We start from the raw sequence: 13223 nt of genomic DNA on the forward strand, positions 1-13223 counted from the left end.
GCTCAGCCGGTCAGGACGTCGGATCCTCGCGCAGGCGCACGATCGCCTTGCCCGTGTTCTTGCCGGTGAGCAGGCCGACGAACGCGTCGGGCATGGCGTCGAGGCCCTCCCACGCGGTCTCGCGGTAGGTGAGCTCGCCACTGCGGAGCCACTGGCCGACCTTCCGCTCGAACTCGGGCCGCACGTGCTCGTGGTCACCGACGATGAACCCCCGCATCGTCAAGCGCTTGCCGACCGCCTTGAACATGTTGCGCGGGCCGGTCGGGTTCGGGTCGTTGTACCCGGAGATCGAGCCGCACAGTGCCATCCGCCCGCGCTCGTTGATGTGCTCGAGCGCAGCCTCGAGGTGGTCACCGCCCACGTTGTCGAAGTACACGTCGAAGCCGTCGGGGAACGCGGCGCCGACCTGGCCCATGACGTCGCCGTCGCGGTAGTTGATCGCGGCATCGAAGCCCAGCTCGTCGACCAGCAGCGCGACCTTCCCGGCCGAGCCGGCGCTGCCGACCACGCGCTCGGCGCCGCCGAGGCGTGCGAACTGGCCCACGAGGCTGCCCACCGCGCCGGCGGCCGCGGAGACGAACACCGACTCGCCAGGCTGGAAGCCCGCCACGTCGAACAGCCCGGCCCACGCCGTCATGCCCGGCATGCCCAGCACGCCGAGGAAGTACGAGGACGGCAGGCCGTTCAGCTCGATCCTCTTCGCGTACTGGCCCGCCAGCACGGCGTGCTCGCGCCAGCCGAGGCCGTGGCTCACGATGCTGCCGACCGGCAGCGCCTCCGAGCGCGACTCGACCACGACCCCGACGGCGCCGCCGTCGAGGGCGTGGTCGAGCTTGAACGGCGGAACGTACGACTTCACGTCGTTCATCCGCGGGCGCATGTACGGGTCGACCGTGAGGACGATGTTCTCGACCAGCACGTCGCCGTCGCGCAGCTCCCGCAACTCGCGCTCGACGAACCGGTACGTTTCCGGACCGGGCAAGGCGGTGGGTCGCTGGGCGAGGTGGATCTCGCGGGTCGTGATGGTCATGCTCGTCCTCACGGTCGGTGGCAGGTCACTTCCCCCACATCGTAGGTCGAGCCACCAGCACGCGCCCTGCCTCCACGCGCGGGCGAACGACGTCTCACGCGCCGAAAAGGCCCGTCTCGCCCTTCAATACAGGGGTCTCCGCGTGGGAGACTGAGCAGACCATGTCGGCAGAAAACTCCACCGGTTCCGGACCCGCCACCGCGCAGGCGCGCGGCGTCGCCGACCTGCTGCGGCACGCGCAGGAAGTGGCGTCCGAGCTGGAGTCCTCGGCCGCCGCCGAGGCCGAGCAGATGATCACCGAGGCGCGCCGGCTGCAGGCCGAGGCCCGCCTGCTCTACGACGACGCCCGCCAGGTGCGCGACGTGGCGCAGGCCCAGCTGGCCACCGTCGCCGAGCAGCTCGACCGTGCGTCGGAGGATGCCGCCACGATCGTCGCCGACGCCGGCGAGCAGGCCACGTACCTGGTCCGCGACGCCGAGCACCGCCGCGAGAGCGCCGAGCAGGACGCCCGGGCCACGGTCTCCGGTGCGCGCGAGCGTGCCGACGCCCTGCTCACCGAGGCGGCCGTCGAGGCGGGGCGGCTGCTGGCGGAGGCGCGCGAGAAGGCCGACGACGTCACCCACGAGGCCCGACGCCGCGCCACCGAGCTCGTCGCCACCGCCGAGGCTGACGCCCAGCGCCGCACCGCCGAGGCCGAGGAGTACGTCGAGCGCATCGTGCTGGAGGCCGAGCAGCACACGCTCGAGATCTCGCAGGCCGCGGGCCGCAACGCCGAGATGGTCGTCGAGGCCGCGATCGACGAGGCCGACCGCTCCCGTGCGGAGGCCGACCGCCTGCTGGCCGACGCCCGTGCCGAGGCCGCCTCCCGCACCGACGACGCGAAGGCCGAGTCCGGGCGCACGATCGCCGCCGCCCGCGCCGAGCTCGACGAGACCCGCGCCACGATCGACCTGCTGCTGGGCAACGGCCGCCTGGAGGCGGAGCGGATGCGCCAGCAGGGCCACCGCGACGCCGCCGCCCTGCTGCGTCGCACCCGCCGGACCGTCGGCACGCTCGCCGGTCAGGTACGCGCCCGCCTGCAGGCCGACCTCGCCGCCGCCGAGTCCGCCGCGGCCGACCTGGCCGGCGCCGCCGACGACGTGCTGTCCGACGCGCAGGAGCGCGCCGAGCGCATCCTCGTCGAGGCCGGGCGGGAGGCCACCCGGGTGCGCACCCGGGCCGACTCCCTCGCCGAGGCCACCCACGAGCGCGCCGCACGGCGCCTGGCCGAGGCCGAGGCCGGCGCCCGGATGCTGCGCGAGAAGGTCAGCGACGAGGTCCTGACCGCCCAGCGCGACGCCCTGCGCGAGAGCAGGTCCCGCCGTGACGAGGCCGCCCGCGTGCTCGCCGAGGCCCGCGAGCAGGCGGCCGAGCTGAAGGAGCAGGCGCGCCACCTGCTGGAGCGGGCCCGGGCCGAGGCCGACGACGTCCTCACCGCCCGCGACCGTGCCGCCGACGAGCTGACCCGGCTGTCCGACGTGATCACCGTGCTGTCCGCCGGCGACACCGACCGCCACCCCACCGAGGAGAACCCATCCGCATGACCGAGTCCACCGCCGACTTCCGCATCGTGCTGCGCGGCTTCGACCCCGCGCAGGTCCAGGCCCGCCTGACCCACCTCGAGGACGAGATCGAGCGCCTGCGCGCCGAGAACGCCGAGACCGCCCGGAACGCCGAGGCATCCGCACTCGAGTCACCCGAGCCCGTCCCCGAGGCTCCGCAGGAGCCGGCGTCCTACGAGCACCTCGGCGAGCGCATGGTGCAGGTCCTGACGCTGGCGCGCGAGGAGGCCGCCGAGCTGCGCGCCTCCGCCGAGGCCGAGCTCGAGGCGCAGCGCACCTCGGCCGAGGACGAGCTCCGCCGGCTGCGCGAGCAGGCCCAGCTCCACGCCGACACGACGCGCGCCGACGCCGAGGCCGAGGCCAGCCGCACCGTCGAGGAGGCCCGGGCCACGGCCGCCGACCTGCTCGACACGACCGAGCGCGAGGCCGCCACGAAGCGCCAGCAGGCCGAGGTCCTCGTCGAGCAGCAGCGCGCCAGGGCCGCCGCCGCCAACGCGGAGTTCGAGATCGCCATGGCCGAGCGTCGCGAGGCGGCCGAGGAGTCCTTCCGCGAGGCCGAGATCGAGCACCGGGCACGGCTCGACGAGCTCGAGCGGCGCGTCACCGAGCAGCAGGCGGCCGCCGCGGCCGAGCGCGCCGACGCCGAGCGCGAGGCCCGCCGGGTGCTCGAGGACGCCCAGGCGCGCGCCACGACCCTCGTGAACGACGCCAAGTCCACGGCCGACCGCATCCGCGCCGAGTCCGAGCGCGAGGTCGCCGCGGCGATGCAGCGCCGCGACAGCATCAACGACCAGCTGGCGAACCTGCGCCAGATGCTCAGCAGCCTCACGGGTGCTCCGACGAGCTCGAAGGACACCTCGGCCGTGTGACGCAACCGACCGAACGGTGGGCCCCGAGCCCTGCACAGGACTTGTCCACTCTGAAACAATGGTCACACCATGAGCTCCTCCACTTCGTCCTTCAAGACCGTTCTCCGTGGCTACGACCCCGCCGAGGTCGACGCCCACATCGCCACCCTGAAGGAGCACCAGAAGGGGCTGCGCGAGCAGATCGCGGCGGTCGAGGAGAGGCTCGCGGCCGTCACCGAGCCGAACTTCTCCCACCTGGGTGAGCGGGTCGGCCAGATCCTGAGCCTCGCGGAGCAGGAGGCCGCCGACCTGCGCAAGAAGACCTCCAAGGAGGTCGACCGGCAGCGCACCGATGCCGCCGACGCCGTCCGCAAGCTCCGCAAGGAGGCCGACGAGTACGCGGTCACCACCCGCACCGAGGCCGACGAGTACGCCGCCACGACCCGCGCCGAGGCCGAGGCCCACGCCCAGGCCACCCGCGAGGCCGCCGACCAGGAGGCCGCCCGCATCCTGCAGACCGCCACGGACCGGGCCGCGGGCGTCACCGACGCCGCCCAGGCCGAGCTCGACCGGATCAACGCCGAGCACGAGCGCACCGTCGCCGAGCACGAGCAGGACATCGCCGCGCGCCGCGCGAAGGCCGAGGCCGAGCGCGTGGAGGCCGAGCGCCTCGACCGCGAGCGTGCCGACGCCGCTCACCGTGAGGCCACGGCGATCGTCACCGAGGCCCAGGAGAAGGCCGAGCGCATCCGCCTCGACGCCGAGCGCGAGGTCGCCGAGATCGAGCGCCGCCACGAGAGCATCAACGCCCAACTCGCGAACGTCCGCCGCGCGCTGGCGAACCTGACCGGCGAGGACGCCGAGCAGCCGCAGGCGGCCCTGTTCGAGGTCCCCGCCAAGCGCGCCTGACCCCTGCGCCCCGTCTCGTCCCACATGCTGGGAGGATCGGGCCGTCCCACCGGTTCTCGTTGTGTTTTCGCGGCGCCCTGAGTCACCATGGTGAGCATGCGTCTCACCCGTCACACCGTTCCGACGTTGGCCGTGGGCCTCGTCGTGGCGGTGCTCGTCGGTGGGACCGCGGTCGTGGCGCAGGAGCGCGCCAGCGCCGAACGGTCCGCGCGCCAGACGACCCTCGCGCAGCCCGCTGCTGCCCAGCGTGCCGTCAAGCTCACCGTCTCGCCACGATCGGCGACCCGCGGTGACACGGTGTCGTTCCGCATCACCACCTCCACCCGGCACCCCCGCCCGGTCCGCCTCCAGCGCTGGGACGCGAAGCGCAAGAAGTGGCGCACGATGGCCACCCGCACCGTCAAGGCGCGCGCGACCATCACGGCGAAGCCGGCTGCCGGCACGTTCCGCTACCGCGCGCACGCGTCGAAGACCCGGCACCGGACCGGCGGGCGGGTGCACGTCCACACCGCCGCGAAGTCCACGACCTCGCGCCTCACCGTCCGGCCCGCTCCCCCCACGGCTCCGAAGCCCGGCACGCTCACCACCGACGAGAAGGCGCTGCTCGCGGACGTCCGCACGGCGCGCCAGACCTACGGCCGTGCCGACGTGAAGTCCGCGCGCGACCTCGGGGCCGGGACCTGCCTCACCGCCTACGCCCGTGAGCACGCCCGATGGATGGCCGCGACGGGCCGCGCCGTCGACCCGGGCGCGGGTCCCCACCGCGCAGCCAAGCGCGCGCTGCCCTCCGCCTCCTGCCCCGGCCGCACCGTCGACGCCGTCACGCATGCCATCGGCACCGCGGACTCGTCGGCCGCGGCGATCGACCTCGCGGTCGACGCCTGGCTCGCCTCGCCCTACGGCGAGACCGCCCGGCTGCTGTCGTCCTGCCGTCGGGCCCCCGGGTTCGAGTACGGGGTCGCTTCGCTCACGTCCGGTGGGACGCGCTGGATGACGGTCCTCGTCTCCTCCCCCACCGCCTCCACGTCGACGTCGGGAGCCTGCTGATGCCCGCGGTGCCCGGGACCCAGCCGCGCCTCTCCGAGACCGCGCAGCACGTGGTCCGTCGCTTCACGTACGGCTACAACCTCCGGCTCGAGGCCGACGTCCTGCGCCACTCCGGCGTCGACGCCTGGTTCGAATCGCAGTTGGCCCGCCACCCCGACCCCGCGGCGGACGCCGTGCTGAGCTGGTTCCCGCGGCTGAAGGACACGCCGAGCCGAGCCTGGGCGAACGCACGGTCGGAGGCGTACAGCGGCTGGCAGTACGGCGACGACCTGGTGAAGTACTCCCTGGTCCGTCGCGTGGTCGCCACCAACCAGGTCCACGAGATGATGGTCGACTTCTGGTCGAACCTGCTCCACATCCCGGCGGGCGAGGGCCTGAGCTTCCCGTGGCGCCTGCACTACGACACCCACGCGATCCGGCCCCACGCACTCGGGACGTACCGTGCCCTGCTGCGCGCGGCCGTCACGCACCCCTCGATGTCGGGCTACCTCTCGAACCACCGCAACACGAAGACGCTCATCAACGAGAACCTCGGCCGCGAGCTGCTCGAGCTCTACACGGTCGGCCGCAGGGCCGGGTACAGCGAGGCCGACGTCAAGAGCTCGGCGCGCCTGCTGACCGGCTTCACCGTCGCGATCGAGAAGGACTTCGGCGCCGGCTACGACCCCGCGCTGCACCACGTCGGGCCCGTCAAGGTCATGGACAGGACCTTCACGAACGCGGCCGCCGACGGACGGGCCGAGCTGAACGCGTACCTCGACTGGCTGGCGATGCGCCCCGAGACTGCGACGCGCATCGCCCGCCGGCTCTGCGTGCGCTTCATCAGCGACGACCCGCCGCAGAGCTCGGTCGACGCCGTCCAGAAGGCGTACCTCGCGTCCGGCAGCGACATCAAGGCCTGCCTGCGCGTGCTCGTGCGCGACCCCGGCTTCCTGGCCTCGAAGTTCAAGAAGGCGCGCACGCCCGCCGAGGACGTCGTCGCCACCCAGCGCGCGTGCGACATCGTGCCGACGGGCGCGGGCAAGGACAGCCACGTCGACGCCTTCAGCTGGCTGTGCAGCTGGATCGGCCAGGCGCCGTTCTCGTGGCCCCGGCCCGACGGCTCGCCCGAGCAGTCCGACACGTACCTCTCCCCCGCCCGGCTCCTGCGCTCCTGGACGACCCGGTCGTGGGCGGCGAACGCCGGTGAGAAGGTCACGAAGGCGACCCGCCCCCTCCCGCGCGACCTCGTCCCGCCGGTGTGGCCGCTCCCGCTGAAGGACCTCGTGCACCACCAGGCCGTCATGATGACGGGACGCCGGGCGACGGCCGAGACGGTCGCCGGGGTGGCGACCCTCCTCGACAAGCCGGCGACCCACGTCTTCTCGGCCGAGTGGGAGCGGAACGAGGGCCACATGACCTGGATGCTCACCCTCATCCGCACCGCGATCCTGAGCGCCCCGGAGGCGATGCTGCGATGACCGACGGACACGACGCGTCCTGCGCCGACTACGGCGTCACCCGGCGCAACCTGCTGAAGTCCGCCGGGCTGCTCGGCATGGCCGGCGTCTCCACCGCCATGTTCGGCGACGTGCTGGCCTCGACGGCCTACGGCGCCACCAACGGCAACGTCCTCGTGGTGCTGTCACTGCGCGGCGGCGCCGATGGGATGTCGATGATGGTGCCCCACACCGAGTCGGCGTACTACGCGAACCGCAAGACGATCGCCCGGAACCTGCAGCGATCGAACCTGCTCGCACCGGACGACACGTTCGGCCTGCATCCGTCGTTCAAGCCGCTCGAGGGGCTGTGGAAGAGCGGCAGGATGGCCGCGATCCACGCCGTCGGGCTACCAACCCCGAACCGGTCGCACTTCGAGGCGATGGAGCTGGTCGAGGACGCCGATCCCGGCTCGTCCGAGCGCATCGGCTGGCTCAACCGCGTCATCGGGTGCTTCGCGACCCACGAGGTCTTCGACGGCCTCCAGGTGGGGTCCACGGTCATGCCCACGTCGCTGATCGGACCCCGGTCGTCCTTCGCGACGACGGACTTCACCTCGTTGTCCGCCCCGTGGGCCGACCATCGCGACCTCGGCCCGCGCCTGCGCTCGGTGCTGGGCACCATGTACCGCGACTCCGGCACCGCGATCGGGCGCGCCGGCCAGGAGGCCATCGCCCTCGACCGGCGCACGGGCGCGATCGCGGCCGAGGAGAAGAAGGGCTCGCAGAACGGTGCCGTCTACCCGCGGTACAACGAGCTCGGCGAGGCGCTGGCCAGCTCCGCGGCGCTCATCCGCGCGGGCGTCGGCGTGCGAGCCATCGCCGTCGACTTCGGCGGCTGGGACCACCACGTCGACATCTCGTGGCGGATCAGCGACCAGATCGAGCAGATGTCCAAGGCGATCGCCGCGTTCCTGACCGACCTGGGCGGTCACGCCTCGCGGGTCACGATCGTGACGCTGAGCGAGTTCGGGCGCCGGCTGGGCGAGAACGGCGCGGCCGGGCTCGACCACGGGTACGGCAACGCCGTGTTCGCGTTCGGCGCGGGCGTCAAGGGGGGGTACTACGCGAAGTGGCCGACCCTGGGCGCCGGCAAGCAGGTCGACGGCGACCTCGCCGTCACGACCGACTACCGCAGCGTGCTGGCCGAGATCCTGCAGGCGCGGTTCCCCGAGGTGGGGGTCGGCACGGTGTTCCCGGGCCTGACCCGCACCCCGCTGGGCTTCATGTCCCCGTACTGACGCTCAGCCGGGGAACGCGCGCACCCGGCGGCCCTGCAGCTGCTCGGGGGTGATCGCGATGTGCACCGGCTCGCCCCGGCTGCCGGCCCACGAGTTCGGCAGCCGCGTGCCGAACGCCTCGAGCTGCTCGGGCGTCGCCCGGGCCGCGGTGCCGCGCACCACGACGCTCCAGCCGGTCTGGTAGGTGTCGTCGTGGTGGTCGGCCTCGAGGACGAACCGGCGCTCGACGATCGAGGCCAGCCCCGAGGTCTCGCTCGTGCGGATCAGGAGGATGCCGTCGTCGTAGGCGTAGTTCACCGGCAGCAGCTCCAGCTGCCCGTCGGCGTCGAAGGCGATTCGCGCGAACCGGCCGACCTGCAGCAGCTCACGGCACTCGTCCTGGTCCAGCTCTTGGATCGATCCGGTGCTCATGCCCCCATTGTGCACACAGCCGGAGCGCTACCGTGTGGCCATGAACTCGCTCCGCAGCCCGTGGCTCGCCGCCTTCGGCGTCGCCGTCGTGGTGCACCTGGCCCTGGTCCTCGCGCACGCGCAACCGTGGGAGAGCATCACCAAGTGCCTCATCGCCCCGCTGCTCGCGGCGTGGGTGATCGAGCAGCAGGGTCCCCGGATCATCGCGCTGGCCCTGGTCTTCTGCCTGTTCGGCGACCTCTTCCTCGAGATCGACGGGCTCTTCGTCGCCGGGATGGCGTCGTTCGCGGCCGCCCACGTGTGCTTCGTGACCTTCTTCGTGCGTCGTGGCGCACTCGACGCCCTGCGCCGCCGCCTCTGGATCCCGCTGGCGCTGCTCGTCGGCGCGATCGTGCTGCTGGTGTGGGTGTGGGGCGGCCTCGAGTCGGCCCTGCGGGTCCCCGTGCTGGTCTACGCGCTGCTGCTGTCGGCCACCGCCGCCACGGCGCTCGCGGTCGACCTGCGCGCCGGTGTCGGCGCGCTGCTGTTCCTGTTCAGTGACGGCCTGATCGCCGCCCGGATCGCGGAGCGGGTCCCGGAGGACTCGGTCCTCGGCGGCTTCGTCGTGATGCTGACCTACTGCCTGGCGCTGTTCCTGCTGGCCACCGCGATCGTGCAGAAGGAGGCCCGCACCCGTGCGGCGGGCGGGTTCGACCCGGCCCGGCCCACCGACTGCTGGCCCACGCTCCCGGCGGAGGTGGGCCGATGAGCACCGTGCGGGTGGGCGACCTCGCGTTCGACGTCGACGTCCTGGGCCCCGAGGACGGCACGCCGGTGGTGCTGCTGCACGGCTGGCCGCAGGACCGACGCTCGTGGCGCGCCGTCGCCGAGCGCCTCGTGGCCGAGGGCCTCCGCGTGGTCGTGCCCGACCAGCGCGGCTACAGCGCCGGCGCCCGCCCCGAGGGCGTCGAGCACTACCGGGCCGAGCTGCTGGCGCGGGACGTCGTCGACATCGCGGCGGCGCTCGGGCACGACCGGTTCCACCTCGTCGGGCACGACTGGGGCGCCGCCGTCTCGTGGGTCGTCGCCACCGGCCACGCCGACCACGTGCTGAGCCTGACCGCGGTGTCCGTCCCCCACCTCACCGCGTACAACGAGGCCCTGGCGACCGACCCCGACCAGCAGCAGCGCGGCGCCTACATCGGCCTGCTCCGCAAGCCCGGCAAGGCCGAGGAGATCCTGCTCGAGGGCGACGGCATGCGCCTGCGGGCCATGTACGGCGGCGACGTCGAGCGGGAGGACGAGGACGGCTACATCGCCCACCTCTCCGAGCCGGGAGCGCTGACGGCGACCCTGAACTGGTACCGGGCGATGGGGGCCGACCTGGCCTCGACGCCCGCCGTCACCGTGCCCACCACCTTCGTCTGGGGCGCGTCCGACCTCGCGATCGGCCGCTACGGCGCCGAGCGCTGCGGCGACCACGTCAGCGCCGACTACCGCTTCGTCGAGGTCGACGGCGGTCACTGGCTCCCCGACACCCACCCCGACCTGCTGGCCTCCGAGGTGCTGGCGCGGGTCCGCAGCGCAGCCGACCCGGCATGATGGGCGCATGACCGACCGCGCAGGACAGCCGGCCGAGGCGGCCGATCTCGTCGACCTGGCCCATCTGGTGACGGCCTACTACACGCTCACGCCCGACCCCGAGGTCGTCGACCAGCGCGTCGCGTTCGGCACGAGCGGACACCGCGGGTCGAGCCTCACGACCTCGTTCAACGAGGACCACATCGCGGCGACGACGCAGGCGATCTGCGACCGCCGCAAGCAGCAGGGCATCGACGGGCCGCTGTTCCTCGGTCGCGACACGCACGCGCTGTCCGAGCCGGCCTGGGCCACGGCGATCGAGGTGCTCATCGGCAACGACGTCGACGTGCTGGTCGACGACCGGGACGGCTTCACCCCGACGCCGGCCGTGTCGCACGCGATCATCCGCGCCAACCGCGGCAAGCGCACCGGCCTCGCCGACGGCATCGTCGTCACGCCGTCGCACAACCCGCCGGCCGACGGCGGCTTCAAGTACAACCCGCCGCACGGCGGCCCGGCCGACAGCGACGCCACGACGGTCATCGCCGGCCGCGCGAACGAGCTCATCGCGGCCGGACTCGGCGGCGTGCGCCGGGTCCCGTTCTCGCGGGCCCGAGCCGCGTGCCGCCCGTACGACTTCCTCGGCACCTACGTCGACGACCTGCCCCAGGTGGTGGACCTCGAGGCCATCGCGGCCGCCGGCGTGAGGATCGGCGCCGACCCGCTCGGCGGCGCCAGCGTGGCCTACTGGGCCGAGATCGCCGACCGTCACGGACTGGACCTGACCGTCGTCAACCCGCTCGTCGACGGCACGTTCCGCTTCATGACGCTCGACTGGGACGGCAAGATCCGGATGGACTGCTCGTCCCCGGACGCGATGGCGTCGCTGATCGAACAGCGTGACCACTTCGACGTGGCCACCGGCAACGACGCCGACTCCGACCGCCACGGCATCGTCACCCCCGACGCCGGCCTGATGAACCCGAACCACTTCCTGGCCGTCGCGATCGCGCACCTGTTCGGCGGTGCCCGACCCGGCTGGCCGGACTCCGCCCGGATCGGCAAGACGCTCGTGTCGTCGTCGATGATCGACCGGGTCGCCGAGCAGGTCGGCCGTCCGCTCGTCGAGGTCCCCGTGGGCTTCAAGTGGTTCGTGCCCGGACTGGTCGACGGCTCCTTCGGCTTCGGCGGCGAGGAGTCGGCCGGCGCGTCGTTCCTGCGCCGTGACGGCGGCGTGTGGACCACGGACAAGGACGGAGTCATCCTGGCCCTGCTGGCCTCGGAGATCATCGCCACGACCGGCCGCACCCCGAGCGTGCTGTACGCCGACCTGGTCGAGCGCCACGGCGACCCGGCCTACGCCCGGATCGACGCCCCCGCCGACCGCGCCCAGAAGGCCCGCCTCGCGAGCCTGAGCAGCGACGACGTGACGGCCACCGAGCTGGCCGGCGAGCCGGTCACTGCCGTGCTGACCGAGGCGCCGGGCAACGGCGCGGCGATCGGCGGACTGAAGGTGACCACGGAGTCGGCCTGGTTCGCGGCGCGCCCCTCGGGCACCGAGGACGTCTACAAGATCTACGCCGAGTCGTTCCGCGGCGCCGAGCACCTCGCCGAGGTGCAGGCCGCCGCGAAGTCGGTGGTCGACACGGCGCTGGCCGGCGGCTGAGTCAGCCGAACGGCCAGTTCTGGTCGGGGATCGTCAGGCCGCGGCCGAGCTCGTGGGCGCGCTTGTTCCAGTCCATCGTGCGGGCGGCGATCCAGTAGCGCTGCTGGGCCATCAGCATCGTGAGGCTCGACGCGACGACCTTCGGGAACGTCTTGCCCATGGTGAGGGCCAGCTCGCGCGCGGCGCGGGCGTCGTGCGCCGCGTCGTGCGCGCGGTCGAGCCGCACGCCGTAGTGACCGGCCACGTCGGCGAGGCGGCGCTGGCCGCTGCGCTCGCGATCGACGCCCCAGTCGATGACGAACGGGTCGACGACGAGCAGCCGGTCCCAGTCGGGCTGGTCGAGGTCGTGCCGCTCGGCCTCGGCGCGCAACAGCGTGAGGTCGAACGACGCGTTGTAGACGACCAGGCCGATGCGACGCTGGACGAGGTCGTGGACCCATGCGAGCACGGGGCGCAGGGCCTGCGCCGACATGGGCGAGGAGGCCAGGTCGGACGCGGTGATGCCGTGGATGTCGGCCGAGGACTCCGGGATCGGCACGCCGGGGTTGACCATGCCCATGAGGTCGCCACCCACGTCGGACAGCGCGGCGAAGCTCAGGATCCGGTCCTTGCGCGGGTCGATGCCGGTGGTCTCGAAGTCGAGCGAGGCCAACGGCTGGCGGTACCAGACGTTCGGGTCCTCGCGCGGCGGCAGGACGTTCTTGGCGCGCCGTCCCGAACCGGTGCGGACCGGATCAGACGTGGGGCGGGCGGACGCGTCAGGCATGGGGCGGTTCCTCTCGGTGCAACTCGTTCGACGGGGCCGTCCCCGGCTGCTGCGCATCCCGTTCCGCCATCTGTCCCTTGAGCTCGTGGACCTGGTGCTTGCGCCGTCGGGCCGCGGCCGTGAGCGTCACGAGCGCCAGGGCGGCGATCACACCGGCCAGCGCGCCGAAGAACGTGGCCCACTGGAAGCCGGGCGCCTCGTTCACCAACGTGATCCAGCCGGCGTCCGACGCGCTGTTGTCGCCCAGGCTGATCGACAGCGTCAGCCAGTTCGGCGCGGCGAGCGCGAGCGCCACCACGACGACGGCGATCTTCCACGGCCACTTCAGGAACGGCCGCCGCGCCTGCCACGCGACGAGCACCGGGAGGAAGCTGAAGACGAAGCCGTAGAACAGGCCCCAGAAGATGCCGACGGTCATGCGACCGTCGACCTGGTTGCCGATGCGCTGGGACCACCACCGCGGCAGTGCCGCGGCGAGGAGGCCGTAGACGACGAGGGCGAGGACGACGAGCACGAGGCCGACGACGATGCGCCGGACCCACGTCTCGGTCCCGGTCCGAGTACCGGGACCAGCAGAGGACAGGCCGGCGGAGCGGGAGTTCGCGGGGTCGGCCATGGTACCCATTCTGGCACTCCTCGAGGACACTTCACAGGGGCCCACCCGCT

General features: G+C 72.9%; 13 protein-coding genes. 9 read left to right on the top strand and 4 right to left on the bottom strand.

What is annotated here, in order from left to right:
• Positions 1-10: 10 nt before the first annotated feature.
• Positions 11-1042 (bottom strand): NADP-dependent oxidoreductase, encoded by a 1032-nt coding sequence (locus AFL01nite_RS04085; RefSeq protein WP_371862816.1) that lies wholly within the window; start codon positions 1040-1042, stop codon positions 11-13.
• Between the two features lie 149 nt (positions 1043-1191).
• On the opposite strand from AFL01nite_RS04085, the gene AFL01nite_RS04090 reads away from it, so the two are divergent.
• The 6 genes from AFL01nite_RS04090 (at position 1192) to AFL01nite_RS04110 (ending at position 8154) form a co-directional block, all read left to right on the top strand.
• The gene (locus AFL01nite_RS04090) at positions 1192-2613 is read left to right on the top strand and encodes a coiled-coil domain-containing protein (protein WP_146825888.1); all 1422 of its coding nucleotides are present in this window, start codon (positions 1192-1194) and stop codon (positions 2611-2613) included.
• Positions 2610-3500 carry a coiled-coil domain-containing protein gene (locus AFL01nite_RS04095; RefSeq protein ID WP_146825889.1) on the top strand — a complete coding sequence of 297 codons (891 nt, stop codon included), beginning with the start codon at positions 2610-2612 and terminating at the stop codon, positions 3498-3500. The genes AFL01nite_RS04090 and AFL01nite_RS04095 overlap by 4 nt, the downstream gene beginning before the upstream one ends.
• A gap of 69 nt (positions 3501-3569) precedes the next feature.
• The gene (locus AFL01nite_RS04100) at positions 3570-4388 is read left to right on the top strand and encodes a DivIVA domain-containing protein (RefSeq protein ID WP_146825890.1); all 819 of its coding nucleotides are present in this window, start codon (positions 3570-3572) and stop codon (positions 4386-4388) included.
• Positions 4389-4484: 96 nt separating this feature from the next.
• Positions 4485-5435, top strand: coding sequence for a spore germination YkwD domain-containing protein (locus AFL01nite_RS15260; protein WP_186813801.1), 951 nt, complete (start codon positions 4485-4487; stop codon positions 5433-5435).
• Complete coding sequence (locus AFL01nite_RS04105; RefSeq protein ID WP_186813802.1) at positions 5435-6895, top strand: DUF1800 domain-containing protein; 1461 nt, start codon at positions 5435-5437, stop codon at positions 6893-6895. Before AFL01nite_RS15260 ends, AFL01nite_RS04105 begins: the two co-directional genes overlap by 1 nt.
• Positions 6892-8154 (top strand): DUF1501 domain-containing protein, encoded by a 1263-nt coding sequence (locus AFL01nite_RS04110; protein ID WP_146825892.1) that lies wholly within the window; start codon positions 6892-6894, stop codon positions 8152-8154. Before AFL01nite_RS04105 ends, AFL01nite_RS04110 begins: the two co-directional genes overlap by 4 nt.
• 3 nt (positions 8155-8157) lie before the next feature.
• Here the strand turns inward: AFL01nite_RS04110 and AFL01nite_RS04115 are convergent, their stop codons facing one another.
• A complete protein-coding gene (locus AFL01nite_RS04115) occupies positions 8158-8565 on the bottom strand; it encodes a pyridoxamine 5'-phosphate oxidase family protein (RefSeq protein WP_146825893.1) in 408 nt (135 codons plus the stop codon).
• Positions 8566-8605: 40 nt separating this feature from the next.
• Here AFL01nite_RS04115 and AFL01nite_RS04120 point away from each other — a divergent pair, with 40 nt between their 5' ends.
• The 3 genes from AFL01nite_RS04120 to pgm are packed head-to-tail and all read left to right on the top strand — an operon-like array spanning position 8606 to position 11791.
• Positions 8606-9313 carry a lysoplasmalogenase gene (locus AFL01nite_RS04120; protein ID WP_186813803.1) on the top strand — a complete coding sequence of 236 codons (708 nt, stop codon included), beginning with the start codon at positions 8606-8608 and terminating at the stop codon, positions 9311-9313.
• Positions 9310-10146, top strand: a complete 837-nt coding sequence (locus tag AFL01nite_RS04125; protein WP_146825895.1) for an alpha/beta fold hydrolase — start codon at positions 9310-9312, stop codon at positions 10144-10146. The genes AFL01nite_RS04120 and AFL01nite_RS04125 overlap by 4 nt, the downstream gene beginning before the upstream one ends.
• 7 nt (positions 10147-10153) lie before the next feature.
• Complete coding sequence (gene pgm, locus AFL01nite_RS04130) at positions 10154-11791, top strand: phosphoglucomutase (alpha-D-glucose-1,6-bisphosphate-dependent) (protein WP_146825896.1); 1638 nt, start codon at positions 10154-10156, stop codon at positions 11789-11791.
• Position 11792: 1 nt separating this feature from the next.
• Here pgm and AFL01nite_RS04135 read toward each other — a convergent pair whose 3' ends face one another.
• Positions 11793-12557 (bottom strand): exonuclease domain-containing protein, encoded by a 765-nt coding sequence (locus AFL01nite_RS04135; protein ID WP_186813804.1) that lies wholly within the window; start codon positions 12555-12557, stop codon positions 11793-11795.
• Positions 12550-13173 carry a hypothetical protein gene (locus AFL01nite_RS04140; RefSeq protein WP_146825898.1) on the bottom strand — a complete coding sequence of 208 codons (624 nt, stop codon included), beginning with the start codon at positions 13171-13173 and terminating at the stop codon, positions 12550-12552. The genes AFL01nite_RS04135 and AFL01nite_RS04140 overlap by 8 nt, the downstream gene beginning before the upstream one ends.
• Between the last annotated feature and the right edge of the window lie 50 nt (positions 13174-13223).

The sequence above is a fragment of the Aeromicrobium flavum genome, from assembly GCF_007992115.1.
Classification (GTDB): Bacteria; Actinomycetota; Actinomycetes; order Propionibacteriales; family Nocardioidaceae; genus Aeromicrobium; species Aeromicrobium flavum.

Excerpts from the sequence above, each read along its gene's own strand:
- AFL01nite_RS04105 (WP_186813802.1), top strand. The coding sequence starts at position 5,435 with ATGCCCGCGGTGCCCGGGACCCAGCCGCGCCTCTCCGAGACCGCGCAG.
- AFL01nite_RS04090 (WP_146825888.1), top strand. The coding sequence starts at position 1,192 with ATGTCGGCAGAAAACTCCACCGGTTCCGGACCCGCCACCGCGCAGGCG.
- AFL01nite_RS04125 (WP_146825895.1), top strand. The coding sequence starts at position 9,310 with ATGAGCACCGTGCGGGTGGGCGACCTCGCGTTCGACGTCGACGTCCTG.
- AFL01nite_RS04135 (WP_186813804.1), bottom strand. The coding sequence starts at position 12,557 with ATGCCTGACGCGTCCGCCCGCCCCACGTCTGATCCGGTCCGCACCGGT.
- AFL01nite_RS04115 (WP_146825893.1), bottom strand. The coding sequence starts at position 8,565 with ATGAGCACCGGATCGATCCAAGAGCTGGACCAGGACGAGTGCCGTGAG.
- AFL01nite_RS04110 (WP_146825892.1), top strand. The coding sequence starts at position 6,892 with ATGACCGACGGACACGACGCGTCCTGCGCCGACTACGGCGTCACCCGG.
- AFL01nite_RS04140 (WP_146825898.1), bottom strand. The coding sequence starts at position 13,173 with ATGGCCGACCCCGCGAACTCCCGCTCCGCCGGCCTGTCCTCTGCTGGT.
- AFL01nite_RS15260 (WP_186813801.1), top strand. The coding sequence starts at position 4,485 with ATGCGTCTCACCCGTCACACCGTTCCGACGTTGGCCGTGGGCCTCGTC.
- pgm (WP_146825896.1), top strand. The coding sequence starts at position 10,154 with ATGACCGACCGCGCAGGACAGCCGGCCGAGGCGGCCGATCTCGTCGAC.
- AFL01nite_RS04100 (WP_146825890.1), top strand. The coding sequence starts at position 3,570 with ATGAGCTCCTCCACTTCGTCCTTCAAGACCGTTCTCCGTGGCTACGAC.
- AFL01nite_RS04095 (WP_146825889.1), top strand. The coding sequence starts at position 2,610 with ATGACCGAGTCCACCGCCGACTTCCGCATCGTGCTGCGCGGCTTCGAC.
- AFL01nite_RS04120 (WP_186813803.1), top strand. The coding sequence starts at position 8,606 with ATGAACTCGCTCCGCAGCCCGTGGCTCGCCGCCTTCGGCGTCGCCGTC.